29 protein-coding genes and 1 pseudogene are annotated in these 25,074 nt (G+C 56.9%); 18 read left to right on the forward strand and 12 right to left on the reverse strand.

The window, feature by feature from the left end:
• The 3 genes and pseudogenes from BM029_RS21325 to BM029_RS21335 all read right to left on the reverse strand — a co-directional run.
• Nucleotides 1–203: pseudogene (locus BM029_RS21325) on the reverse strand (IS4 family transposase); the annotation flags it as partial.
• An 86-nt stretch (nt 204–289) separates the two neighbouring features.
• Nucleotides 290–940: a hypothetical protein gene (locus tag BM029_RS21330; RefSeq protein ID WP_092439490.1), complete on the reverse strand. Its 651-nt coding sequence runs from the start codon at nt 938–940 to the stop codon at nt 290–292.
• Between the two features lie 21 nt (nt 941–961).
• Entirely contained in the window at nt 962–1,522 is a 561-nt protein-coding gene (locus BM029_RS21335) for an MFS transporter (RefSeq protein ID WP_092439492.1), read from the reverse strand.
• A gap of 147 nt (nt 1,523–1,669) precedes the next feature.
• Here BM029_RS21335 and gcvA point away from each other — a divergent pair, with 147 nt between their 5' ends.
• Complete coding sequence (gcvA, locus tag BM029_RS21340; protein ID WP_092439494.1) at nt 1,670–2,572, forward strand: transcriptional regulator GcvA; 903 nt, start codon at nt 1,670–1,672, stop codon at nt 2,570–2,572.
• Between the two features lie 46 nt (nt 2,573–2,618).
• Nucleotides 2,619–3,470: an MOSC domain-containing protein gene (locus BM029_RS21345; protein WP_092439496.1), complete on the forward strand. Its 852-nt coding sequence runs from the start codon at nt 2,619–2,621 to the stop codon at nt 3,468–3,470.
• A 4-nt stretch (nt 3,471–3,474) separates the two neighbouring features.
• On the opposite strand, the gene BM029_RS21350 is transcribed toward BM029_RS21345, so the two are convergent.
• From BM029_RS21350 to rsmD, 3 genes are all read right to left on the reverse strand, one after another.
• Nucleotides 3,475–3,753, reverse strand: a complete 279-nt coding sequence (locus BM029_RS21350; RefSeq protein ID WP_092439498.1) for a YfhL family 4Fe-4S dicluster ferredoxin — start codon at nt 3,751–3,753, stop codon at nt 3,475–3,477.
• Between the two features lie 102 nt (nt 3,754–3,855).
• Nucleotides 3,856–4,344: a pantetheine-phosphate adenylyltransferase gene (coaD, locus tag BM029_RS21355; protein ID WP_092414232.1), complete on the reverse strand. Its 489-nt coding sequence runs from the start codon at nt 4,342–4,344 to the stop codon at nt 3,856–3,858.
• 50 nt (nt 4,345–4,394) lie between these two features.
• Nucleotides 4,395–5,054, reverse strand: coding sequence for a 16S rRNA (guanine(966)-N(2))-methyltransferase RsmD (rsmD, locus tag BM029_RS21360; protein WP_092439501.1), 660 nt, complete (start codon nt 5,052–5,054; stop codon nt 4,395–4,397).
• A gap of 212 nt (nt 5,055–5,266) precedes the next feature.
• On the opposite strand from rsmD, the gene ftsY reads away from it, so the two are divergent.
• The 15 genes from ftsY (at nt 5,267) to rpoH (ending at nt 19,557) form a co-directional block, all read left to right on the forward strand.
• Nucleotides 5,267–6,388, forward strand: coding sequence for a signal recognition particle-docking protein FtsY (ftsY, locus tag BM029_RS21365; RefSeq protein ID WP_092439504.1), 1,122 nt, complete (start codon nt 5,267–5,269; stop codon nt 6,386–6,388).
• 55 nt (nt 6,389–6,443) lie between these two features.
• On the forward strand, nt 6,444–7,157 hold the full coding sequence (locus BM029_RS21370) for a cell division ATP-binding protein FtsE (protein ID WP_092439507.1): 714 nt from the start codon (nt 6,444–6,446) through the stop codon (nt 7,155–7,157).
• Complete coding sequence (ftsX, locus tag BM029_RS21375; RefSeq protein ID WP_092439509.1) at nt 7,154–8,080, forward strand: permease-like cell division protein FtsX; 927 nt, start codon at nt 7,154–7,156, stop codon at nt 8,078–8,080. Before BM029_RS21370 ends, ftsX begins: the two co-directional genes overlap by 4 nt.
• Before the next feature lie 21 nt (nt 8,081–8,101).
• Nucleotides 8,102–8,938, forward strand: a complete 837-nt coding sequence (locus BM029_RS21380; RefSeq protein WP_092439511.1) for an AraC family transcriptional regulator — start codon at nt 8,102–8,104, stop codon at nt 8,936–8,938.
• Nucleotides 8,939–9,032: 94 nt separating this feature from the next.
• A complete protein-coding gene (locus BM029_RS21385; RefSeq protein ID WP_092439514.1) occupies nt 9,033–9,992 on the forward strand; it encodes a DMT family transporter in 960 nt (319 codons plus the stop codon).
• 37 nt (nt 9,993–10,029) lie between these two features.
• Nucleotides 10,030–10,569 (forward strand): hypothetical protein, encoded by a 540-nt coding sequence (locus BM029_RS21390; protein ID WP_244545160.1) that lies wholly within the window; start codon nt 10,030–10,032, stop codon nt 10,567–10,569.
• Nucleotides 10,570–10,700: 131 nt separating this feature from the next.
• Entirely contained in the window at nt 10,701–11,045 is a 345-nt protein-coding gene (locus BM029_RS21395) for a DUF1840 domain-containing protein (protein WP_092439516.1), read from the forward strand.
• Nucleotides 11,045–11,944, forward strand: a complete 900-nt coding sequence (locus tag BM029_RS21400; protein ID WP_244545161.1) for an alpha/beta hydrolase — start codon at nt 11,045–11,047, stop codon at nt 11,942–11,944. Before BM029_RS21395 ends, BM029_RS21400 begins: the two co-directional genes overlap by 1 nt.
• A gap of 208 nt (nt 11,945–12,152) precedes the next feature.
• A complete protein-coding gene (locus tag BM029_RS21405) occupies nt 12,153–12,791 on the forward strand; it encodes a LysE family translocator (RefSeq protein ID WP_092439521.1) in 639 nt (212 codons plus the stop codon).
• Nucleotides 12,792–12,832: 41 nt separating this feature from the next.
• Complete coding sequence (rsmB, locus tag BM029_RS21410; protein WP_092439523.1) at nt 12,833–14,143, forward strand: 16S rRNA (cytosine(967)-C(5))-methyltransferase RsmB; 1,311 nt, start codon at nt 12,833–12,835, stop codon at nt 14,141–14,143.
• Nucleotides 14,144–14,228: 85 nt separating this feature from the next.
• Nucleotides 14,229–14,807 carry a DUF4390 domain-containing protein gene (locus BM029_RS21415; protein ID WP_170851171.1) on the forward strand — a complete coding sequence of 193 codons (579 nt, stop codon included), beginning with the start codon at nt 14,229–14,231 and terminating at the stop codon, nt 14,805–14,807.
• 2 nt (nt 14,808–14,809) lie between these two features.
• Nucleotides 14,810–17,110, forward strand: a complete 2,301-nt coding sequence (locus tag BM029_RS21420; protein WP_092439525.1) for a sensor histidine kinase — start codon at nt 14,810–14,812, stop codon at nt 17,108–17,110.
• Nucleotides 17,111–17,266: 156 nt separating this feature from the next.
• Nucleotides 17,267–17,989: a response regulator gene (locus BM029_RS21425; protein ID WP_092439528.1), complete on the forward strand. Its 723-nt coding sequence runs from the start codon at nt 17,267–17,269 to the stop codon at nt 17,987–17,989.
• A 28-nt stretch (nt 17,990–18,017) separates the two neighbouring features.
• Nucleotides 18,018–18,386 carry a GTPase gene (locus tag BM029_RS21430; RefSeq protein ID WP_092439530.1) on the forward strand — a complete coding sequence of 123 codons (369 nt, stop codon included), beginning with the start codon at nt 18,018–18,020 and terminating at the stop codon, nt 18,384–18,386.
• A 271-nt stretch (nt 18,387–18,657) separates the two neighbouring features.
• Nucleotides 18,658–19,557, forward strand: coding sequence for an RNA polymerase sigma factor RpoH (gene rpoH, locus BM029_RS21435; protein WP_092414218.1), 900 nt, complete (start codon nt 18,658–18,660; stop codon nt 19,555–19,557).
• A gap of 97 nt (nt 19,558–19,654) precedes the next feature.
• Here rpoH and BM029_RS21440 read toward each other — a convergent pair whose 3' ends face one another.
• From BM029_RS21440 to BM029_RS21460, 5 genes are read right to left on the reverse strand one after another with little or no spacing between them, the layout of a single operon-like run.
• Entirely contained in the window at nt 19,655–20,296 is a 642-nt protein-coding gene (locus BM029_RS21440) for an SCO family protein (RefSeq protein WP_092439532.1), read from the reverse strand.
• Nucleotides 20,297–20,304: 8 nt separating this feature from the next.
• The gene (gene cyoE, locus BM029_RS21445) at nt 20,305–21,189 is read right to left on the reverse strand and encodes a heme o synthase (RefSeq protein WP_092439534.1); all 885 of its coding nucleotides are present in this window, start codon (nt 21,187–21,189) and stop codon (nt 20,305–20,307) included.
• Nucleotides 21,186–22,364, reverse strand: coding sequence for a COX15/CtaA family protein (locus BM029_RS21450; protein ID WP_092439536.1), 1,179 nt, complete (start codon nt 22,362–22,364; stop codon nt 21,186–21,188). Before BM029_RS21450 ends, cyoE begins: the two co-directional genes overlap by 4 nt.
• 4 nt (nt 22,365–22,368) lie before the next feature.
• Nucleotides 22,369–23,034, reverse strand: a complete 666-nt coding sequence (locus BM029_RS21455) for an SCO family protein (protein WP_371329153.1) — start codon at nt 23,032–23,034, stop codon at nt 22,369–22,371.
• The gene (locus BM029_RS21460) at nt 22,988–23,758 is read right to left on the reverse strand and encodes an SURF1 family protein (protein WP_092439538.1); all 771 of its coding nucleotides are present in this window, start codon (nt 23,756–23,758) and stop codon (nt 22,988–22,990) included. The genes BM029_RS21455 and BM029_RS21460 overlap by 47 nt, the downstream gene beginning before the upstream one ends.
• A 39-nt stretch (nt 23,759–23,797) precedes the next feature.
• Here BM029_RS21460 and BM029_RS21465 point away from each other — a divergent pair, with 39 nt between their 5' ends.
• On the forward strand, nt 23,798–23,998 hold the full coding sequence (locus BM029_RS21465; protein ID WP_092414213.1) for a twin transmembrane helix small protein: 201 nt from the start codon (nt 23,798–23,800) through the stop codon (nt 23,996–23,998).
• A gap of 124 nt (nt 23,999–24,122) precedes the next feature.
• On the opposite strand, the gene BM029_RS21470 is transcribed toward BM029_RS21465, so the two are convergent.
• A complete protein-coding gene (locus tag BM029_RS21470; RefSeq protein WP_092439540.1) occupies nt 24,123–24,989 on the reverse strand; it encodes a cytochrome c oxidase subunit 3 in 867 nt (288 codons plus the stop codon).
• Nucleotides 24,990–25,074: the final 85 nt, after the last annotated feature.

A 25,074-nucleotide genomic window follows, 5' to 3' on the forward strand; every position in this document is an offset into this window, starting at 1 on the left:
TCCGGTTTCATCGCCTGAGCCATAAACATCGACAGCGTCTCCGTTGGCGCGAAGAGCCGTTCACGGTGAACCGGCAACGACGCCTCCAGTGTGTCAAATAGTTCCGGCGAAGTAAGTAGATCGAAAAAACGAAATGCGTCGTTGGTGGCAGCGTGATGTCGAACCCGACGTTGCCGAGATAACACAGAACGATTACTATGCATGAGGGCTGGCTCTTGGATGGTGGCGATGGTTTGGCGACTTAAGCTTACCATCTTGCCAGCCTGTTTTTCCTCACTAATTCAGGCACTTAGCGCTTAAGTAAGTGCCATTCGACTCTGACCCTATTTAACTGCGCACTGTAGTACCAAACGCCAGTAACCAGTTGTACCAACAATGCAATCGCCCACGATGCCCTGTGCGCAACCACGGCATAACTGCCGGCATCATGCGGCCAGGCGTTGAGCAACAGTCCAAAACCATACTGCACCACAAACGCACCCGCAAAAATCACCAAGGTCAAACCGGTGCTGACACGGCCCGCCAGATGCACCGGAAATTCGCGTACCAGCGAGGCATACGTCAGCACCCCAGAGGTGCCGAACACGCCATACATCCCCCACAGCAGCCAGCCAGGCAACGGCACATCAAGCAATATCAACAATTGCGCCAGCATGAACAAAAACATACCCGCCCCCGCGGTAGCCTGCAAAGAAATCCCACGCTGCTGCAAACGCCGCGCCAACCAGCCCGAACCGACCGCACCAACCACCATCGCCACGCCAACCAGCGCCACGATATTAGCCGCAGCAGCTGCTGGCAACTGACTGACATCCCGCAAATACGGCCCGGCCCACAACCCCTGGACACCAAGAAACACACCTTGGCTAGCCATCACAAAAGGCGCAGTACGCCAAAACACCGCACTACGGAAAATGCCGCCAATATCACGCAATTGCATCGCAAGACTACTCTTGGGATGCTACTCATCCTTTTCCGGCACCAACGAGAACAAAGCCAGCACGATCATCAGGATCAGCACCGCCACCACAACGAACAACACACGCCAGGTAGTCAAACCCAAAGCCCACGCAATCGGCGTCCCGGTAGCAACCGCCCCCAGCCCGCCAATCGCATAGATGGCGCCGTTCATCAAAGGCAAATGATCATGCGGAAACCAGGCGACAATCGCCTTCAGACCTGCCATCAGGCAAGCCGATGTGCCAATCCCCAGCAACAGGCGTCCGATCAGCAAACTGCCAAACCCATGCGCGTTAGCCGACACCACGGCGCCGGCTGCAGCCAGCAGCAGCATACAAGCCAATACCCGGCGCGGGCCAAAGCGGTCCAGCAAAATGCCGAGCGGCAGCTGGCAGGCAGCGAAAGCAAAGAAATACAAACTGGTCAGCAGCCCCAACTGCGCCGGCGATAAACCAAGTTCACTGCTAAGCAAAGGCGCCAGCGGCAGATTAATGCCGCGCGCCAGATAGGAAATGAAATAACCTGAAGAAAATATCAAGAAAACACGAGTAGCGAGTTTCATAGTCGTTCACTAATAAAAACGGAATACAACGATAGTAAAGAGCAAATTAACCAAAAGCCAACGAAGTGTTTTATCCTTATATGTGAATAGAATTAACCGATTGCATAACGACAGCAAATACAATGCGCAAGCAAACCCCTCACCATCATGTTTGAAAGACTGCCCCCAACCCAAACCCTGCGCGCCTTTGAAGCCGCCGCACGGCTCGGCAACTACACCCGGGCCGGTGAAGAACTGCACCTGACGCACAGCGCCATCAGCCATCAGATCCGCGCCCTTGAACAACGCATCGGACGCAAACTGTTCCAGCGCGAAGGCCGGCAAATGATGCTGACCGATGGCGGCCGCTTGCTTGCAGAAGAAGTACGGCAAGCGCTGCTGGCGCTGGACCGGGCGCTACAGATAGGAAAGGTTGAACGCCAGCAAGCAACGCAAACGCTACGCGTCAGCGTTTCTCCCTCGTTTGCCAGCGCATGGCTGGTACCCCGGCTGGCCGCGTTTCACCAACAGCATCCGCACATCGACATCAGCTTGCGTAGCACGCACGAACTGAGCGAGCTGGATTTCAGCGACGCCGACGTCGCCATCTGGTACGGTCGCGCCGGACACAAGAATTTCCGTTATCGGCACTTGCTGAAGGAAGTGGTTTTCCCGGTATGCAGCCCGGCGTTCGGCGCCAGCCATCCGACCATCACGCCGCGTGATTTGCCACACTATCCTTTGCTGCGGTTTGCCCACCATGGCGGCTGGGAGCCATGGTTTTCCGCCGCCGGCATCCAGCACGGCGAGCCGCAAACCGGTCCTGTTTACGACGATCCGATGCATCTGCTAGACGCCGCCGCAGCCGATCAGGGCATCGCGCTCGCCCGCAGCTGCCTGGCACACAACCATCTCGCGAGCGGCCGCCTGATCCGCCTGTTCAACATCACTGCCCCGGCGCGCGGCACTTATTTCTCAGTCTCGCCTTTCGATACCGGCAAAGAAGCGGCTATCACCGAATTTCAGGACTGGCTGGGCGCAATCCTGTCCGACGTAACAATAGAAGAATAGAGAAATAGAGAAATAGAGAAGTTGAGGAATAGAGGAATACAAACCAATGCCAACTATCACCACGCTGACGCTATACCCGATCAAATCCTGCGCCGGGATAGATCTGTCGGCAGCAATCATTACCGCCACCGGCCTCAGCCATCAGCATGTGCATGACCGTGAATGGATGGTAGTCGACAGCACCGGCCACTTTCTATCGCAGCGCAGCCATGCCGTGATGGCGTTGATCTTTCCGGTTCTGCAACCCGACGCCATGACCGTGCATGCGCCGAATATGCCGCCGCTTGAGATAGCGACCGCGGCGCTGACTGCCGGATCGCTACCGACCGTGACGGTGCAGATCTGGGACGACACCGTCACCGCACATGATTGCGGTGACCAGGCTGCCGACTGGTTCTCGCGTGTCATCGGCCTGCCCTGTCGACTGGTGCGCTTTGACGCCGCATGCAGACGCCTGGCCAGTAAAAAATGGACCCATGACAGCGAGGCGCCAACCCGCTTTTCGGATGGTTTCCCGATGCTGTTGATATCGCGGGAATCGCTCGACGATTTAAATCAGAAATTGCAGGCACAGGGCCGCGCGGCATTGCCGATGAACCGTTTCCGGCCCAACATCGTGATCGATGGCGTGCAAGCTTTTGAAGAAGATTTCGCTGCGGTTATCCGGGCCGGACAAACATCTTTGCAGCCAGTGAAGCCATGCACACGTTGCCCGATGCCGGCCATCGACCAGGCCACCGGCGAATACGGTCCCGACCCTATGGATATCCTGATGACCTACCGCGCCAATCCGCGTGTCGACGGCGGCGTCACTTTTGGCATCAATACGATATTGCTGGAAGGAGATGGCGAAATCCTGCGCGTCGGGCAGGAGATCGAAGTAGAACTGGCGTTCTAGGAAGTTACTGCGTCTTGGCGGCGGATGTCGCCGCCAGCTCAGCCTGCAAGCGCTCGTACTTGGCCTGCAACTGCTCTTTGGATTCATGCCAGGCCGGATCCAGCGGAATGCAGCTGACCGGGCAGACTTGCTGGCACTGCGGCTCATTGAAATGGCCGACGCACTCAGTACATTTGTGCGGGTCGATTTCGTATATCAGCGGCCCCATGTAAATAGCACCGTTCGGGCACTCCGGCTCGCATACGTCGCAATTAATACAGTCGTCGGTGATCAATAAAGCCATTGCACTACTCTTTTAAATCAAGTTGCCGCGGGATCGAATGATCCCGCCTTACTACCTTGCCGTCATTTTAATCCTGTTAGGGATTCGCCGCAGCGAAGCCCCTTAAGGCTGCTGCCCGTCCAGCTTTTCCTTCAGCCATTTTTCGACCGAAGGGAAGACGAACTTGGAGACATCGCCGCCCAGCGTTGCGATCTCACGGACGATGGTGCCGGAGATAAACTGGTACTGGTCCGACGGTGTCAGGAACAAGGTTTCCACGTCCGGCAACAGGTAGCGGTTCATGCCGGCCATCTGGAACTCGAACTCGAAGTCGGAGACGGCACGCAGGCCACGCACAATCACGTTGGCATCGTGTTGCCGCACAAAATCCTTGAGCAAGCCGGAAAAGCTTTCCACCTGCACATTGGGATAATGGCCCAGCACCTCATTCGCAATCGACAAGCGCTCTTCCAGAGAAAAAAACGGTTTTTTGTTTTTGCTGTCGGCAACGCCTACTACCAATTTGTCGAACAACCCGGATGCGCGACGCACCAGATCTTCGTGGCCGCGTGTGAGCGGATCGAACGTTCCCGGATAAACTGCAGTGACCATCTTGTTCCCCTTGCACCCCAATCAGATCGCGCATTATGCCTGAATTTGCATCAGCCAGAATGCACTTGCCTTTTCAATAAGTGGTAAAACACACTACCAGCCTTATCGGCTCGCAGCAGTTGCCAACCGCTCAGCCACGACGGTAAAGCGTCCTCTTGCAACGCGAATTCGGACTCCAGGTACAGCAAACCATGCTCGGCCAGCAAACCCTCGCATTGCGGCAGCACCTTTTCCAGCCAGCCCTGCTGATACGGCGGATCGAGAAAAATCAGATCGAAGCGTCCGGTATCGGCGCCAGCCTCGATCCTGGCCTTACTTAACCAGGTTATCGCATCGCCGCGCAAAACCCGCACCTGGCTGGCATCCAGCTTGGTTTTGGTGGTTTCGAGCTGCCGCGCGGCCGGTGTATTGTGCTCGATCATCGTCACTTCCAGTGCACCACGGCTGGCGGCTTCAAACCCCAACGCGCCGGTGCCGGCAAACAGGTCGAGGCAACGGACCGTGCTCCAGTTGCCATCAAGCAAATGTGTCAGCCAATTGAACAAGGTCTCACGCACCCGATCCGGCGTCGGCCGCAAGCCTTCGCTATCCAACACCGCCAACGGCGTACGTTTCCAGGCGCCGCCAATGATTCGGACCTGGCGCGCCAATGGCGGCTTGAAGGTATGCACCGGTGTCTTCGGTGGCTTTTTGTTGCTTGGTTTTTTCATTAATTTTAATAAATATGGGGAAATTTGCTGGAATTTCGTCAATTCAGCAGGATTCTGACAGCAGCCATGCCGCTAACTGCCATGATCAACGGGACTATCCCTAATTTGACAGGCTTCGCTCTGATAGAATGCCGGAGATTGTACCTCTTGTGCAGTAGCCCTGACCGGCTACTGCAACGCCCTATTTCACCGCCTTACAGATCAGGCCTCAGATGTTTAGTTTCTTCAAGAAAAAACCGAAACCCGAAGTTGCGCCCTTGCCAGAATCTTCTGCGCCAACGGAATTAGCGCAGATAGAAAGAGTGGACACAGCGGCAGAGAGCGCTGCGGACGTTACACCGGATACAGCAACTCCTGTTGCCGCGGGCGCCGTCGCGGTGGAAGCTGAATCTGAAGTTGCAGCCGAAATCGTCCCGGCGCCGGTGGCCGCTGAACAAAAGCGCTCCTGGCTATCTCGGTTGAAAACCGGACTGTCGAAAACCTCGTCCAACCTGAGCATCTTGTTCGTCGGCGCCAAGATCGATGACGATTTGTACGAAGAATTGGAATCAGCGCTGCTGGTTTCCGACGCTGGCGTCGAAGCTACCCATTTCCTGCTCAACGCGCTGAAAAAGAAGGTCAAGGAAGACAAGCTGACCGAAGCCACCCAGGTCAAGGCGGCGTTGCGCAGCTTGCTGATCGATTTACTCAGCCCCTTGCAAAAGCCGCTGGTACTGGATCAGCACCAACCGCTGGTGATGATGATCGCCGGCGTCAATGGCGCCGGCAAGACCACCACCATCGGCAAACTGGCCAAACATCTGCAAGCCCATAAACAATCGGTATTGCTGGCTGCCGGCGATACCTTCCGCGCGGCTGCGCGCGAACAGTTGACGATTTGGGGCGAGCGCAATAACGTTACGGTGATCTCGCAGGAATCCGGCGATCCGGCGGCAGTGGCGTTCGACGCCGTGCACTCAGCGCAGGCACGCGGCACCAATGTCGTCATGGTCGATACCGCCGGCCGCCTGCCGACGCAATTGCACCTGATGGACGAGCTGAAGAAGATCAAGCGCGTCATCGGCAAAGGCATGGCCACGGCACCGCATGAAATATTGCTGGTCATCGACGGCAACACTGGCCAGAACGCGCTGGCGCAAGTCAAGGCTTTCGACGATGCGCTGGGGCTGACCGGCCTGGTGATTACCAAACTGGACGGCACCGCCAAGGGCGGCGTGCTGGCGGCTATCGCCACCACGCGTGCGATCCCGGTATATTTCATCGGTGTCGGCGAACAGATTGAAGACTTGCAACCGTTTGATGCCGCCGAATTTGTGGATGCACTGCTAAGTTAATTTCGAACCCTTTGATTCCGACCCATTTATTGGACTATTGGACCCTTGCCATTCCATGATTGAATTCAACCAGGTCTCCAAAAAATATGCGCGTGATGTAGTCGCGCTGCGCGATATCACGCTGACGGTTAACAAGGGTGACTTGATCTTCCTGGCCGGCCCTTCCGGCGCCGGAAAAACCACGCTGCTCAACCTGATTGCGGCAATTGAGCGCCCTAGCAGCGGGACCTTGACTGTCAGCGGCGCCAACGTCGGCAAATTGAAATCATCCGGCCTGCCTTATCTGCGGCGCAATCTCGGATTGATCCTGCAACAGCAAAAACTGCTGCAGGACCGCACCGTGCTGGCCAATGTCATGCTGCCGCTGCTGGTTACCGGCGCCACCCGTTCCGAAGCAGAAAAACGGGCCCGGGCGGCACTCGATAAAGTCGGCCTGCTGGACAAGGCGGCGACCGATCCGAAAGCCCTGTCCGGCGGCGAGCAGCAGCGTGTGTCTATCGCCCGTGCAATTGTCAACCGGCCGCAAATCATCCTGGCCGACGAACCGACCGCCAACCTCGATCGCGACAACGCCAACAAAGTGCTGGATGCGCTCCGGTCGTTTCATGCGGTCGGCGTGACTTGCCTGATTTCTACCCATGACGAGCAATTCCTGAACAGCGCCAACCGCGTGGTGTTTCTGGATCAGGGGCAGATTGTGGACCACTGGCAGAACTCCGCCGTGGTTAGTAACAACAGCCACAACAGTAACAACGGAGGTGCAGCATGAAGAGCTGGCTCCGACAACATCTGTTTGCCATCAGCGATGCCTTCACCCATCTGCTCAAGGCGCCGGGCGGCTTTGCGCTGAATGTGCTGGTGGTAGCAATTGCGCTGGCGCTGCCGTTTGGCGGCCTGACTTTGATAGAAAACGTGCGCCCGGTCTCCGAGCAACTGGCGGTAGAACCGGAAATCAGCATCTTTATGGCGCTTGATGCAGCGCGCGATAAAACAACCGCACTGGCCAAGCCTATCGCGTCGATTCTGCAGCAACACCACAGCTCGGCCAAGGTGCTGTTCATTCCGCGCGAAGACGCTTTGATCAGCCTGAAAAACAAAACCGGCATGGATGACGCCCTGACCACTTTGGGCCAGAATCCTTTGCCGGATGCCTATGTGTTGAAGCTGGCCGGTTTCCACGATGCACCGGACGCCGGGCGTATCGACACCATTGCGGCTGATCTGAAAGCGTTGCCCGGCGTCGATACCGTGCAAGTCGATTCGGAGTGGGTCAAGCGGCTGGCGGCACTGTTGGGAATCCTGCGCCTGGTGCTGCTGTTCCTGGCGAGCACGCTGGCGGTGGTGGTGGTGGCGGTGGTGTTCAATACCGTGCGCCTGCAAGTGCTGACCCAACGCGAAGAAATCGCCGTCGCCAAACTGGTCGGCGCTACCGATGCGTTTATCCACCGGCCGTTTTATTACACCGGCGCGCTGCTCGGCCTGTGCGCCGGCGGCCTGGCTTTGGGCGCGGTGGCGCTTGGTTTGCAACCGCTGAATCAGGCGATTGCCGAATTCGCCCGTTTGTATGCATCGGAGTTCCGCTTGTTGCCGCTGAACTGGCTGGCTAGCATTGTGTTGCTGGCGATCAGCGCCGGCCTCGGACTGATCGGCGCATTGCTGTCGGTACGGCGGCATCTGGCGCGGCTCGCCTGAATCCAGAATCAGAGCATCGACATGTTCCACCACCCGTCCGAATTCGTCACCTTCAAGACCAGCCCGCATCTGCCGGGCGTGGAATTGTATTCGGCACGGCTGGTCGATCATGCATTTGCACCGCATGTGCACGATGCGTATTCGCTGGGTGCGATTGAAACCGGGGTCGAACGTTTCCGCCATAAAGGATCCCAGCATCTGGCCCCGGCTGGCACGCTGGTGTTATTGAATCCTGACGAACTGCACGATGGCCATGCCGAGATCGCCGCCGGCTGGACTTACCAGATGCTGTTTATCGAGCCGCAGCTGCTGCAAGAACTGACTGGCAGCGAGGCTTATTTCCCCACCGCTACGGCTCACGATCCGGCGCTCGCCGACAGTTTTCAATTACTGTTCAAACGCATGTGGCAGGCGCCGGACGACCTGGCTTTTGTATCGCATTTCACGGTATTGATCGACGAGGTAACCCGACGCTATGGCAAGAATCTGCGGCCGGCGCCCACACTGAGGACCAGCCAGCCACGTCGCATGCTGGCAATGCGGCGTGTACTCGATTGCATCGAGGCTAACCTGGACCAGACTTTGCACATCGATACTTTAGCGGCTGAGGCCGGCATGTCGATGTTCCATTTTGTACGGGAATTTTCGGCCCAGTTTCACGCCACCCCGCATCAATACCTGCAAGCGCGCCGGACCACCCGCGCCAAGACCTTGCTATCCCAGCGCAGCACGCCAACCGATGCCGCCGCGGCCGTCGGACTGGCCGATCAAAGCCACCTGACACGCTGGTTCAAGCGCGCCTACGGTGTCACGCCGGCGCAGTATCAACAGCAAATTGGTACAAGACCGCTAAGCTGAAGACGGGCATGATGAGTCAATTGCGATTACTTGTCTTTGAACCCTACCTTAACTTTTCCATGCCATATCTTCAATTAATTGCCGGACCCAAGCCATGCTGATCGGCCTGTTATGCGCTTTGGGTGCCGGCCTGATGTGGGGACTGGTGTTCGTCGCGCCGCTGATGTTGCCCGACTACCCTGGCCTGATGCTGTCGTTCGGCCGTTATGTAGCGTTCGGCCTGATCGCACTGGTGCCGGCCGTGCTTGACCGCAAGCGCGTAATTGCGCTGACCCGGGCCGACTGGCGCGCCGCCCTGAAACTCTCGCTGATCGGCAACCTGTTGTATTACGCCGCACTGGCGACCGCGATCCAACTCGCCGATGCACCGCTGCCGACCATGCTGATCGGCACCTTGCCGGTAGTGATTTCGGTATTCTCCAACTGGTCGCCGGGACACGGGGCGGAAAGCGTCGCCTGGCGCCGCCTGGCGCCGTCGCTGGTGATTATCACGATCGGCATTCTATGTGTGAACAGCGCTGAGCTGACGCACATGCGGCTGGCGGGCAGCAACAATACGCGCTCGATTTCCGACTATGTCCTTGGCTGCCTGATTGCAGCAGCTGCGGTCGGCGCCTGGACCTGGTATCCGATTGTCAATGCCCGCTATCTGCGCGCCAATCCGCATATCAGTTCCTCCACCTGGGCTACCGCGCAAGGTTTGGCAACCTTGCCGCTGGCGCTGATAGGATTGTTCGGTTATGGCGCCTACCTGAAGCTGGCGGGCGGTTCCTATGACTTTCCGTTCGGCCCGCGGCCGCTGCAATTTATCGGCTTGATGCTAGTCATCGGCCTGTGCGCTTCCTGGATCGGCATCCTGCTCTGGAACAAGGCCAGCCAGCATTTGCCGACCGCGCTGCTGGCGCAGCTGATTGTGTTCGAAACCTTGTCGGCCCTGCTGTATGCCTTCATTTTCCGCGATGCGATGCCAGGCGCACTGGTCATGACCGGGGTAGCGCTGCTATGCCTGGGCATAGTTTTCGGTGTGCGCACCTTTCAGCATCAGATACCATAGGGGCTGTTTTCATTTTTGCAGCCAACTGCGCTATCTCGTGAAATCTGCTCGCTTTTTTATCTGCTCGTCAACTGTTTGCGCCCTGTTGGCGCTGGCGGCCTGCTCGCCCAAATTCAACTGGCGCGAAGTCCGTAGCAAAGACGCTCCTTACAGCGTATTGCTGCCCGCCAAACCGTCGACCTTTGCCCGTCCTATCGATCTCGACGGCGTACCGGTGACGATGACCATGACTGCCGCCAAGGTGGACGACACGGTATTCGCAGTCGGCAGCGCCACCTTGCCCGATGCCGCCAAGGCGCAAGCGGCATTGATCGCGATGAAAACCGCGCTGGTGAAAAATATCAACGGCACCGTCAAGGCCGAGAAAACCACCGCAGCTGCCGGTAATACACAAGGCCTGTCAGCCAGTATCGACGTAGAAGCGGTCGGCGCCACGCCTGGCGGCAAACCGGAAGTCCTGTTCGGGCATTTCGTCAGCAAAGACAAGGAAATCTATCAAGTCATCGTGATGGGACCGGAAAAAGGCGTTTCACGGGAAAATGCAGAGACTTTCATTTCTTCGTTCAAGCATAACTAGCATTGCCGGCATTGAAAATGCTGGATACCGTACCCACACTGTAACCAGCGGTGACAGCTGTAGCAAGCCCCCTAACAAAGGGGTATTCTGTACAATGTCTTCTTTCATCAAAAACAATATTCTGAGGTTCTATGTTAGTTACATTCAAATCCAAGGCATCGGCCGAAGTCACCATGTTCGAAAACGATGCAAAGCGCATCCTCGACCTGTTGCATAAAGACGTGAAAATCGGCGTGATCACCGCCGCAGAAGGCACTGCAGCGATTGCCCTGCTGGAAGCTGAAACATCGGAAAGCCGTGCCCACCCGATATCCGACACCGTGCAACACGACATCGCCGCGCATCACAACGCAGCCGGCGACGACACAGGTCATGAGCCAGTGCAGACTGTCAACTTTGCCAACAAAATTTATCCCTTGCTGGAAATGCTGCGCGAAGCGCACAAGCACAATAACGACGTACTCTGGGGCGTTTGATGACCTCCGGTCTTGAGCAGCAGCTTACGACCGAAGACGGCATTCCTCTCTCCGTTACCGACTGGCTGCCTGATCCCGGTGCCCCGGTGACAGGCAGTATCCTGTTGATGCACGGACTGGGCGAGCATGCCGGGCGTTATGCCCATGTAGTACGCTTTTTCAATCGCTGCGGCCTGCTGGTGCGCAGCTACGATCACCGCGGCCACGGCCGCTCCGGCGGTCCGCGCGGCGATGTGCCGGACCAAACCGCCTTGTTGCGCGATGCCAAGCTGGTGCTGGACGATCTCAGCCGCCAGCAGCAGCTGCGCTATCCTGAACTGGCAAACAGCGCCCCCTTGTTGTTCGGCCATAGCATGGGCGGCTTGTTCGCCGCACGCTTTGCTGTGGCAGGAATGTCTCCCTTGCGCGGCCTGATTTTATCCTCGCCGGGGCTGGCCTTGCGCTTGAGCCGGGTCCAACTGGGCTTGCTCAAAATGATGTCGGTGCTTGCACCGGGCCTGGCGGTTCCCAACGGCCTTGATGTCAATCACCTGTCGCACGATCCGGCGGTTGCCCAAGCCTATGGCGACGATCCGCTGGTGCATAACAAGATCAGCGCGCGCTTGCTGAGCAGCATGCTGCTTGCAGGGAAATTCGCCCTGGACCAGGCGCACACCCTGGCGATACCGACGCTGCTGGTGATTGCCGGCGACGACCGCATCATCGATCCCGACGGCAGCCGCCGCTTTTTTGCTGCTTTGCCACCCGCGATTGCCACGCTGCGCGACTACGACGGCATGTATCACGAAATTTTCAATGAAATCGGCGCCGAGCGGGTTTTTGCGGATGTCCGCCGCTGGCTCGATGCTCTGCCCGCACAGCAGCCTCTGGCAACATCAACCGCTGCTTTGGTGAACTGATATCGCTTCACCTCAATCGAAAAATTGCCCATTCGACATTTAATGCCATTGCCCGGCTAATCCGCTACGGCAAACAAATATTGCTGTCAGGCAATCTTAAAATTTCACCGAATTTCACCTTTGCCGCCACAATCGCTCCCCCAACTGTAGGTGAGCGACCATATCCCCGCTACAATCGCATTGTTACCATTCGCCTTGCTGCATCGTCATGATTACCTTCGGCATAAATGATTTCGGCCTGTTCCTGATGGCTGTCTTGCTACTGAACGCTACTCCCGGCCCGGATACCGCTTATATTGTCGGCCGCAGCGTGGCGCAGGGACGCCGTGCCGGATTGCTGTCGGCGCTAGGAATCACGGCCGGCTGCTGCATCCACGCCACCTTGTCGGCCTTTGGCCTGACGGCGCTGCTGGCGGCCTCCGCCACCGCATTCATGGCAGTCAAACTGGCGGGCGGCGCTTACCTGATTTATCTCGGCATCAAGATGTTGCTCAGCAAGAAAGCCAGCGTAGACGAAAAGATGACGCAACTTGACCTGCGTTCGCACAAGACCATTTTTGTGCAGGCCCTGATCACCAATGTCCTCAATCCCAAGGTGATCTTGTTTTTCCTGTCGTTCTTTCCACAGTTCGTGCGCCATGATTCGCCGCATAAGATTGCTGCCTTCTTGTTGCTGGGCGCGGTGTTTTCTGTTGTCACGTTGTGCTGGAACAGCGGCACCGCCATGCTGGCCGGGACGCTGACACGCCATGCCAGCAACAATCCGCAGATCAAGCATTGGCTGGAGCGCACGGTTGGCGCCGCCTTTATTGCCTTGGGTATAAAACTGGCTTTGACCAAGAACTAATTTTCAATAACCATCACCCGCAGAATCGACCTGAACCACTTGTGACTTATTCGACCCTAAAAAAAGACTCTCTCGCCTTTAGCCTGTTAGGCGCGGCCCAAGCCATTGCATTGGTACGCGATGGCGCGGCGCTGCCGCAGGCGCTGACCCAGGTATTTGCGCAATCGGCCGCACCGGCGCCGACCCGCGGCGCCATCCAGGACATCGCTTATCGCACCATGCGTGGCATCGGCCGTGCTGAAACCTTGCTGGCCAACCTCGCGAGCCGGCCGCCGGAACCGACCTTGCTGCATTGCCTGCTGTGCGCCGCCTTGTGCCTGCTGGCCGATGTCGACGATCCCGCCTATGAAAATTTCACAGTGGTCGATCAAGCTGTCACTGCGGTCTCTTCGGATCCGCAGATGGCCCACGCCAAAGGCATGGTGAATGCAGTGCTGCGACGTTTCCTGCGTGAACGCCAGGCGTTGATCGCAACTGCCATCAAAACACCGTTCGGCCTGTGGAACTATCCGGTCTGGTGGATCGACCGCATGAAGGCCGCCTATCCGCAGCAATGGCAAGCCATCCTCACTGCCGGCAATATTGCACCGCCGCTGACCTTGCGCGTCAACCGCCGTAAAACCTCGGTAGCGGCCTATCTGGAAACGTTAGCAGGCCACTCTATAACTGCCCGCCAAATCGGTCCTGATGCGATCCGCATGGACAGCGCAATGCCGGTGGCCCAGATTCCCGGTTTCGACGACGGCCTGGCGTCGGTGCAGGACGCCGCTGCGCAACTTGCAGCGCCATTGCTCGACCTGCAGGACGGCATGCGGGTGCTGGACGCCTGCGCTGCGCCCGGCGGCAAGACCGGCCACATCCTGGAGTCCGCCGATGTCGAACTGACTGCGCTGGACAACAATCCTAAACGCTTGCAACGCATCACCCAGAATCTGCAACGGCTGCAACTGCAAGCCAAACTACAACTGGGTGATGCCAGCCTCGGCAGCCAGGGCAACGACTGGTGGGATGGCGTGCCCTTCGACCGGATCCTGGCCGATGTTCCGTGTACCGCCTCCGGTATCGTGCGCCGTCATCCCGATATACGCTGGTTGCGACGCAAGACCGATACCGAGCAACTTGCAACACTTTCGGCAAAGATTCTGGACAATCTTTGGCAGATGCTACGCCCGGATGGTAAATTGTTACTCGTAACCTGTTCCGTATGGCCACAAGAATCAGAGGCCCAGGCAGTCGCTTTTGCCGAACGGAACAATGCGCGCAGACTGCCCGCGCCCGGACAATTGCTGCCAACCGCCGATGGGGAACGTGATCATGACGGCTTGTTTTACGCGCTGTTCCAGAAATGCTGACGCTCGTAGCGCTCGTAGCGCTCGTAGTGTTATATCCGCAGTGCTGGCGCACTTCCGCAATAACTTTTTAACATAACTGAAACCAGTGACACGACCATTGCTTCAATTCATCAGATACTGGCTGCTGGCTCTGCTGCTGGCTTTGTCTTTTAGCCCTGCGTCCAGCTCTGCAGCAGATGGCGTTGAATTGATTCAGGCCCATATCGAAACTGGTGACGATGGTTACAAGTTGTCGGCAACATTTTCATTCGATCTCAACCGCGGCCTGGAGGATGTGGTCAATCGCGGCGTCACGCTGTACTTCACGACCGATGTCGAACTGACGCGCCCCCGTTGGTACTGGTTCGACGAAAAAGCCATCACGGCAACCCAAACCATCCGCTTGCAATACAACGTCATCACGCGCCGTTACAACGTCGCTATCAATGGCAGCCTGCAACAGAGTTTTAACACGCTGGACGATGCCTTGTCGCTGATCCGCCGGCCAAGCCGCTGGCTGATCGCCGACAAGAGCGCTCTCAAGAGCGGCGAGGTGTACCGGGTCGCGGTACGCATGGGCCTCGACCTGGGATTGCTGTCCAAACCGTTTCAAGTCAACGCCCTCAACAATAGCGACTGGCGCTTTTCTTCCGATTGGAAGAGCTTCAACTACAGGGTGGAATAGCCGTGTCGCGCGCGCTACGCTATTTGCTGGTTGTCGGCGGCGCCATCGTCAGCATCCTGCTATTCCTGCTTTCTTCAGCATCGGCCAATTCAGATTTTTTCGATAAGCACTATTCATGGCTGCTAGGCATGAATGCGCTGGTGGCGGTAGCGCTGTTTTTGCTGGTCTGCCTGTTGCTCGGACGATTGTATAAACGTTACAAGCGCGGCAAATTCGGTTCCCGGCTAACGGCCAAGCTGGTGTTCATGTTTGCGCTGATCGGGATCTTGCCGGGAGTCGTGATCTATCTGGTATCTGTCCAGTTTGTATCGCGTTCGATCGAGTCCTGGTTTGACGTCCACGTTGAATCGGCATTGCAATCCGGCCTGAACCTGAGCCATGCCGCGCTTGAATCGTCGCTTAGCGACCTTAGCTCCAGGGCACGCACGCTGGCGTCGGAATGGTCGGATCTCTCTAATTCGGCACAGGCAACCCAGCTGGGACGGCTCAACGAGCAGAACCTGGAAGCCTCGATCGTCACCGCCAATGGCCAGGTGATCGCCTCCGTCGGCGGCCACCTGGGAACCTTGGTACCCAATTTACCATCGCCCAACATGTTGCAGCAGGCTCGCTTGCCACGCGGGTTTTCCGCCATAGAAAGCGATCAGGACAACCCGGCCGGCGCCTCTGCCTCTCCCGCCGCCACAGGTAATGAGACCAACGACCTGCGCCTGCACGTGGTAGTGGAAATCCCGGCGCCGCTGAAAAGCTCCACCTTGCAAAACGAAACACATTTTTTGCAAATGATACAACCGGTGCCGACCTACCTCGCGACCAATGCCGAAGCACTCGGCTCTGCCTATAGCGAATATCAAGAACGCTCGCTGGGCCGTTCCGGCTTGCGCAAAATCTATCTGGTGACGTTGACGCTGACCTTGCTGCTGGCGGTTTTCGGCGCCATCGCCAGCGCCTTCCTGATCGCAACCGACCTCGCCAAACCGTTGCTGCTGCTGGCAGAAGGCACCAAAGCCGTGGCCGAGGGCAATCTGTCGCCGCGCCCGATTGTCGCCACCTCGGACGAACTGGGCACCCTGACCCAATCCTTCAATCTGATGACGCGTCAGTTGTACGATGCCCGCGCCACGGTTGAAAAAAATCGCAGTGAACTGGAAAACGCTAAAGCTTATCTGGAATCGGTATTGGCGAATATGTCGGCCGGCGTGATGGTGCTGGATGGCGATTTCCGCCTGGTTACCAGCAACCAGTCGGTAGCACGTATCCTGCAGTACGATTTTTCCCCGCATATCGGCCAGCCGCTCACCATCATCGACGGCCTGACGCATTTCGCGGAAGTCATCATCAACGCCTTCTCTGAACAGAATGCGCAATTCGCCACCGGCAAGATCGGCCCTGAGCTGCTGCACTGGCAACAGCAGATCGAAATCCCGCGCCGGGTCGACAGCGGCGCGAGCAACGATAGCGACGACATCACCTTGCTGGCCCGCGGCTCGCGCCTGCCGGTAGAGAACCGCACCGGCTATGTGGTGGTGTTCGACGATATTTCAGACGTCATCTCCGGCCAGCGTTCGATTGCCTGGGGCGAAGTGGCGCGCCGCCTGGCGCATGAAATCAAGAACCCGCTGACGCCGATCCAGCTCTCGGCCGAGCGCCTGCAGATGAAACTGGAAGATAAGCTGATGCCGCATGATTCGGCTATCTTGAAGAAAAGCACCGATACTATTGTCAACCAAGTGGCCGCCATGAAGCGCATGGTGGACGATTTCCGCGATTACGCCAAGACACCTCCAGCCGTCCTGAGCGAGCTCGATTTGAATGTGCTGGTGGCGGAAATCCTGCATCTCTATTTGGCCGGCGACGAACGCGATATGATTCACGCATCGCTGGCAGCGGATTTGCCCAAGATCATGGGCGACGCCACGCAACTGCGGCAGGTCATCCATAATCTTTTGCAAAATGCCCAGGATGCTGTCATGGATAGAAGCGGCGACCCGACGCCGCCGCGAATCGACTTGGTCACCGAACGTGTCAGCTACCAGAGTTCGGACGGTTTATCGCGTACGGCGGTGCGGCTTTCGATTACCGATAACGGTTCCGGATTTTCGCCAAAAATCCTGGCCAGGGCGTTCGAACCGTACGTCACTTCCAAGCCGCGCGGCACCGGCCTGGGTTTGCCGATGGTGAAAAAAATCATCGACGAGCACGGCGGACGCATCGATCTGCAGAACCGAAGCGATACAAAGGGCGCAAAAATCCTGATTTTGCTGTTAAAGTTAGCGTCGAGTCATGATTCGGCCATAATTTGACGCAGAACATCTGCAAATTGGCAGTTGAGTGATATAGCATGTATCCAATGTATCCGGACGCGGAAATAAAACAACGAGACATCAACAATTTAACTGGACTATCTGAATCGTCCACACAGTGGGATTTGATGCAACAGGAAATGGGAAGGCAACCGCATGGCTAACATCCTAGTCGTTGACGACGAAATGGGAATTCGGGAATTGCTCTCGGAGATTTTAGGTGACGAGGGGCATGTAGTAACCGCCGCGGAAAATGCACAACAGGCTCGCGAGTTTCGTCAGGGCGGCGTGCCCGATCTGGTGCTGCTCGATATCTGGATGCCTGACACCGACGGCGTTACACTCCTGAAGGAATGGCAGCGGGATGGCTTGCTAACCATGCCGGTCATCATGATGTCCGGTCACGCCACTATCGACACCGCGGTAGAAGCGACCCGTATCGGCGCGCTGAATTTCCTGGAAAAACCGATCGCCTTGCAAAAACTGCTGAAAGCAGTTCAGCAGGGCTTGTCGCAAGGACCCAAGACTGCCCGGGCGCCAACCCTGTATCCGCAGCCGGTAACCGCCTCGAGTGAATTGAATGATGTGGTGGCGCCTGGCGGCGGTTTTAGCAATCCGGCATCGTCTGAAACAACGCACATCGCTGCCATGCCATCGGTTGCGGTCGCATCCGAAAGTTTGTTTTCGTCGTCATTCGGCCTGCCCCTGCGCGAGGCACGCGATGCTTTCGAGCGCGCCTACTTTGAATATCACCTGATCCGCGAAAGCGGCAGCATGACCAGGGTGGCGGAAAAAACCGGGCTGGAACGCACCCATCTGTACCGCAAACTGAAACAGCTCGGCGTTGACCCGGGAAAGTTGTCGAAAAAAGGCGGATAGAGGCAGATAGCTGACGGATAGAAAGCGTATGACCCTCACCACCCTGGTTAGCGGCGGTTCAGCCAATTCGCGCGAAGCCGCCATCCACTTCGCTATAGAGCAAGACCTGGCACGCAACGGCCGTCACCTGAGCACGGCACTCATACTGGAAGGCTTGTCCGACGGCAAACTGGCGACATTTCCCCATGAGCTGGATATCAAGCGGATCGCCCCCGGCTGCTTTTGCTGTATTGGCAACCTGACCCTGCGCGTCACCCTCAACCGCCTGCTGCGCAAACCGCCGGCGCGGTTGTATATCAGCATTGCCGATAGCACACATCTGGCGCAGTTAAGTGATTTCCTGTCTGACGCCCCGTACGACGCTTTCCTCGAGATGACCCCTGACCTTGCCGCCTGACACATTGCCTTTTAGCAATTAATAACTTGTAACAAAATATCGTGCGGCTGCGCAGCATTTCCTTGCGTATGGACGCAACTTTCTCCGAATTTACCTCTCTAACTCCCGCGCTTCGAACAATCAAAAGAATAATATCGATAGCACCGCCCTATACACACTCTTTAACAAATCCTATTAGCACTCAACAATAGAGAGTGCTAATATATCCAAGTCAAACGTCTGATCGTTGATCTACCGGCAGCTTTAGCTGGCCGGACAGCAAGGAGAAAGAATGAAGAATCCATCAGTCAACACAGCTTTAATGCCTACCGACACCAATGCCTTGGCGCTCGGCTTTTCGGGCACGCTGGGGAATATCGATGCGTATATCTCGGCAGTCAATCGTCTGCCGATGTTGACACATGACCAAGAAATTTCGCTCGCACAACAATTGCGCGACAAAAACGACCTCGGCGCCGCTCAAAAGCTGGTGCTGTCGCATTTGCGCCTGGTAGTGTCGATCGCGCGCGGCTATCTCGGCTACGGCTTGCCGCATGCCGACCTGATCCAGGAAGGCAACATCGGCCTGATGAAAGCCGTTAAACGTTTTGATCCTGACCAAGGCGTACGGCTGGTGTCGTATGCAATGCATTGGATCAAGGCGGAAATGCATGAATACATTCTGAAAAACTGGCGTTTGGTGAAAGTAGCCACCACCAAAGCGCAGCGCAAACTGTTTTTCAACCTGCGCAGCCACAAAGAAGGCCTGGACGCCATGACGCCGAGCCAGGTGGATGCGCTCGCCAAGACCCTCAACGTCAAGCGCGAAGAAGTCATCGAGATGGAAACGCGTCTGACCGGCCGCGACATCGCGCTGGAAGCGCCGACTGACGACGATGACGACAAATTTGCACCGATCGCCTATCTGTCGACCGACGCGCAAGAGCCCAGCAAAGTGCTGGAAGCGCAGCGCTATGACCGCATGCAGTCGGAGGGCCTGGAATCGGCCTTGAGCAAGCTGGACGATCGCTCACGCCGTATCGTGGAAGCGCGCTGGCTGGCCAACGATGACGGTTCAGGCGCCACTTTGCATGAACTGGCGGATGAGTTTGGCGTATCGGCCGAGCGGATCCGGCAAATTGAAGCGGTTGCGCTGAAGAAGATGAAGGGTTCGCTGGCAGCGTTTGCCTGACGATCCGATTTTTTGTCTGATTGCAAATAGAAAAAGGCAGCCTTGGCTGCCTTTTTCTATTGCGCGCGCCGTCAAGATCGGGCGCCGCACTCGCTAATCATTTCAATAACAATTTCAAATCATGGGCGATCGGGTCAGCCCCCTGGCCGTGACGTATGAACAGGCGGATATGGCCTTCCGGATCAAACACATAGCTGCCGGCGGTGTGGTCCATAGTGTAGCTGCCCGGCGTCTTGCCAGGTACTTTTTGATAGAACACACGGAATTCCTTAGCCACCTTGTCGGTCGCCGCCTGGTCGCCATACAGGCCGACAAAACTTGGATCAAACGCCGGCACATAGTGGGACAGCAACTCCTGTGTATCGCGTTCCGGATCAACCGTAACGAACAATACCTGCACCTTGCTTGCCAGCGGCCCCAGTTCCTTCATGACATCGGCCATCTCCACCATGGTGGTCGGACAAACATCCGGGCACTGGGTGTAACCGAAAAACACTACCACTGCCTTGCCCTTGTAATCAGCCAGTGTGCGCGGCTTGCCGGTATGGTCTGTCAGGGCAAAATCGCGGGCGTAACCGAGACCGGTTACGTCAGTATTGATGAAAGCGCTGTTGGCCGGCGACAAGGTCATTTCCTGGCCTCCACCTGTCGATTTGTCGCCGCAGGCGGTTAACGACAACACCGACAGCACCATCAGCAGCCCCGCGAAAATGGAGGCGACAGGAGTCACACGCTTCATGTTTGCTTTCAAAATTTGAGATAGTGATCGACCAGCAGAGCGGCGAACAGCAGCGACAGATAGACGATTGAATAAGCGAAAGTCTTGCGCGCAATCAAATCGGTGTAATGCCGGTAAATCTGCCATGCGTACCAGAGGAAGATCAGGCCCAGCACCGCTGCGCTGGCCAGATAGATCAGGCCGCTCATGCCAACCGCAAACGGCAGCATGGTGGTGGCCACCAAGGCAATCGTATAGAGCAGGATCTGGAACTGGGTGTACTTCATGCCATGCGTGATGGGCAACATCGGCAAACCGGATTTGGCGTAGTCGTCACGCCGGTACATGGCAAGCGCCCAGAAGTGCGGCGGAGTCCAGACGAAGATGATCATCACCAGCAGCCAGGCTTGCATCGGCACGTCGTTGGCAATCGCCGCCCAGCCCAAGGCTGGCGGCATGGCGCCGGCCAGACCGCCGATGACGATATTTTGCGGTGTCGCAGGCTTCAGGATGATGGTGTAGATAATTGCGTAACCGACAAACGTGGCGAAAGTCAGCCACATGGTCAGCGGATTGACGAAGTTATACAGCACCCACATGCCGAGCCCGCCTATCACGCCGGAAAATACCAGTGTCTGCGGTACGGTGATTTCACCACGCGCCATGGGACGACGAGCGGTGCGCGCCATGCGCGAATCGATTTCACGCTCAACCAGGCAGTTGACGGCAAAAGCCGCACCGGCCAGCAGCCAGATGCCGATAGTGGCCGAAATCACACGTTGCCAATCGGGCAAGCCCGGGGTGGACAGGAACATGCCGATCACCGCACAAAATACCGCCAGCTGCGTAACGCGCGGCTTGGTCAGCGCCCAGTACTGGGCAATTCGATTAGGTGGTATGGTCAAAGCGGTCATGGTTGCGGGTTGAGGCGATCAGCAGTTGGATGGCTTGGCGCCCCCAAAACCGAGGACACGCTTAAAGCAAGTCTAGCCTTATAGTTTAACATGACCAGCAATAGCAGCAGCAGCGCCGCCCCACCGTTGTGCGCTACGGCAATCGACAGCGGCCAGTTCAGGAAAATAGTAGACAACCCGGTAATCAATTGCAAGCCGACAATGATCAGCAGCCAGCGCCCGGTCTTTTCCAAACCCTGGGTGCGCAAGGCTTTGCAGGCCAGCCAGACGATGAAGGCAATCACCACGAAAGCGAAGCTGCGGTGGGTCCAGTGAATCGCGGTCAATGCCTGGAACGACAGGAACTCGCCATCCGCAGTCATGCCCAGATGGCGCCACAGGGTGAAACCATTGGCGAAATCCATATGCGGCACGAGTGCGCCGTGGCAAGTAGGGAAGTCGGTACAGGCAAGCGCAGCATAGTTAGTGCTTACCCACCCGCCTAGGGCAATCTGCAGAACCAATAACAACATGCCGATCAAGGCCGGCTTTACCAGAGACGCGGCGCTGGCCGCCACCGGAGCATGTGCGCTTTGACGCGCGCCGAGCCAGGTCAGCATCGCCAGCAAGGTCAGGCCAAGCAGCAGATGCGTAGTCACGATCACAGGCTGCAGTTTTTGGGTCACCGTCCAGGCGCCGAAAGCGCCTTGCAGGCAGACGAATAAAAACAGCACAGTTGGAAACCACGGTGAGAATTTGCTTTCCTGCCTGCTTTTTTGCCCGCTCGCAGAATTTCCAGCCTTAGGCCAACCCAGCCAGCGCATCCAGGCGATCACCATCAAGGAAATGATCAGCACGCCGACGCCCATCGCGAAATAACGATGAGTCATTTCGATCCAGGCTTTCATTACCGTCACCGGGCCGTCCGGCATGGCTTCCTGGGCCGCGCTGATATGCGCATGCGCCTGCAACGGATTGGAATGTCCGTAGCAACCTGGCCAGTCAGGGCAACCGAGGCCGGAATCGGTCAGGCGGGTAAAGGCGCCGAACATGATCAGGTCAAACGTCAGGAACAGCGTTACCCATACCAGCTTGCGATATTTATTGGTATCGCTGGAAACCCAGACCACGCAGAACGCCAGCAAGGCAACCAGCAATCCCATGCTGCCGAGCTGAAATAACATTGGCGTTGTCATCAGCTTATCCTATCGCCGAAGCCCGCAGCAGCTTGGACAAGTCTTTTTTGACAAGGCTTGGATCGGCATCCTTGGGGAAGCGCATCATCAGATGGCCGAGCGGATCGATCAGGTAGATATGATCGGCGGCGCTGGTATTGGCCTCGGTCGGCAGCCATGCTTTCAGCAAATCCGGCTTCACCCGCAACAACCTGGTGCCGTCGTATTCACGCATCACGACAGTCGACAGCGGCTGGTCATCGGTAATCAGCCAGACGCGCTCAATCCGTTCCATTTCCTTGCCTTGCATCAGGCGCAGCTGACGCATCTCGAACAACTTATCCTGGCAGGCCTTCTGGCATTCGCCGCCGTCGACCTGCACCATCAGCCATTTGCCTTTGTAGGCATCCAGGGTGAGCGGCTTGCCGTCCAGCGCGGTGCTGCCCAGCTCGGGGATGGGGTAGTCGCGCGGATCGATCAGCGCACCGTAGTTATTGCGGCTCTGTGGCTTGATGACGTAGTACGTGAAATAGGAAGCAATCATCGGTGCTGCACATACCGCAATCACCGCGAACAATTTCCAGCGGCCGCTCTGGCGCTGCTTGTTTTCAGCCTGATTGCCAGCCGGGTTGCCAGCATGATTATCAACCGGAACGTTGAGCGGCTGGCTTGTTGGTGTTTTCTGATCCACGTCTAAATCCTGTCACAACAAAAAAAATGAACGCCATCACGGCCAGCGCATACCATTGGAATGCGTAGCCGCGGTGTTTTTCGATACCGAGCGAAGGGCTGGGCCAATCACGCAGCAAATGATCTTCGGTGTTGCTGGTTTGCTCGATCACGAACGGTTGCAGCTTGAACTTGCTGGCCGCTGCGAATTCGTCTATTCCGAGATTCTGCACAATTGCCCCGGGCTGCGGTGGGGCCGCGTCGCCCAACTGCAAAACATGACCGAAATCGCGCCTGACCAGCCCTTCTATCTCAATCGTGCCGGCCGGCGTGGGGTAGGACGGCAACTTGCTGCGATCCGCCGGATCGCGTGGCAACCAGCCGCGCGCTACCAGTACGTAACTACCTTCTCCCGTATTCCCGCCCTTGCCCGAGACCGCAAGTTTGAACGGCATCAGCACATAAAACCCGGCGACACCGTTCAAGGGGCGATTGTCGAGATAGACCGGCCAACCGGTAATAAATTCGCCGCGCAACGCCATGTGCCTGTATTCGAGTTGATCGATACCCGGCGATCCGTCGCCGAATTTGACAGTAGCATCGGCTTTGCGTTGCAACAATTTGGTTTCGATCGCCTGCTTTTGATCGCCGCGCCGCGTTTGCCATTGTGCCAACGCTATGCCTAGCACCACCAGCAATACAGTGACTACAAACGGAATCAAGCGAAAACGGAATCTGATTGGCATTACAATACCGCCTTAGTCTCTATTTTCCTGGCCCATAAAATGAAAATCGTCGTTGCCATTGCCTTCATCCTGATCATTGGCAGCCTGTTCTCGGCACTGCTTTTCCTGATGCGCGACAAAGGTAAAAGTAACCGTACGGTACAGGCCTTGACCATGCGTGTCGGCTTTTCTGTCGCCCTGTTCATCTTGTTGCTGGTCTTGTACAAACTCGGGTATATCCAGCCGACCGGGTTGCACTAAGCATTGCATAAGCACCGCGTCGTTGCTGTAGCGCATTGCTCTCAGCAATCCGCAGTAAAAAAGGCCGCACCGAAGTGTGGCCTTTTTTACTGCGCTCAATTAAGCGCGTAATCCGCTTTTGCTGTTACAACCAGTACACCACAACGTACAAGCCAAGCCAGACCACGTCCACAAAGTGCCAGTACCAGGCAGCGCCTTCAAATGCGAAATGGTGCTCCGGAGTGAAATGCCCTTTGAGCACGCGATACAGTACCACTGACAGCATGATGGCGCCGATGGTCACATGGAAGCCGTGGAATCCGGTCAGCAGGAAGAATGTGGAACCGTAGACACCGGAAGTCAGTTTCAGGTTGAAATCGCTATACGCTTCAATGTATTCGGCAGCCTGGAAGCCCATGAAGGTGGCGCCCAGCACAATCGTTGCGAACAGCCAGAATGCCGTCTTGGCGCGATGACCGGAACGCAAGGCGTGGTGGGAAATCGTCAGCGTAACGCCTGATGTCAGCAGCAGAGCGGTATTGATAGTCGGGATCGGGAATGGTCCCATGGTGCTGAAGGCTTCGATGGTACCGGCCGGGCCGGCATTGCCCCAATGCGCGGCGAAGTCTGGCCACAACAGTTTGTTGTCGAGGTCGCCCAGCCATGGCATCGCAATGCTGCGTGCGTAGAACAGGGCGCCAAAGAACGCGGCGAAAAACATCACTTCGGAGAAGATGAACCAGCTCATGGCCCAGCGATACGAGGTATCGATGCGCGCGCTGTACAAGCCGCCTTCGGATTCACGGATGGAGTCGCCGAACCATTTGTACAGCACGACCAGGAAAGACAAGAGGCCAATGGCGCACAACTCAGGGCCCAAGGTGACGCTGTTGACCCACGCTGCAGCGCCAGCCATCGTCGCCAATAGCGATACACCTCCCAGCACTGGCCACCTGGATGGGCCAGGCACGAAATAGTAAGGTGCACTACCTTGTTGAGAACTCATTTCCATCTCCCGATACAAATATTAAATAATTGCTGTTGTTAGATTTTTCGGAACTTGTTATCCGCGTGGGCAAAAAATCCTGACCACCCTA

Origin of the sequence: Collimonas sp. OK607 (genome assembly GCF_900111995.1) — a bacterium.
Classification (GTDB): Bacteria; Pseudomonadota; Gammaproteobacteria; order Burkholderiales; family Burkholderiaceae_D; genus Collimonas.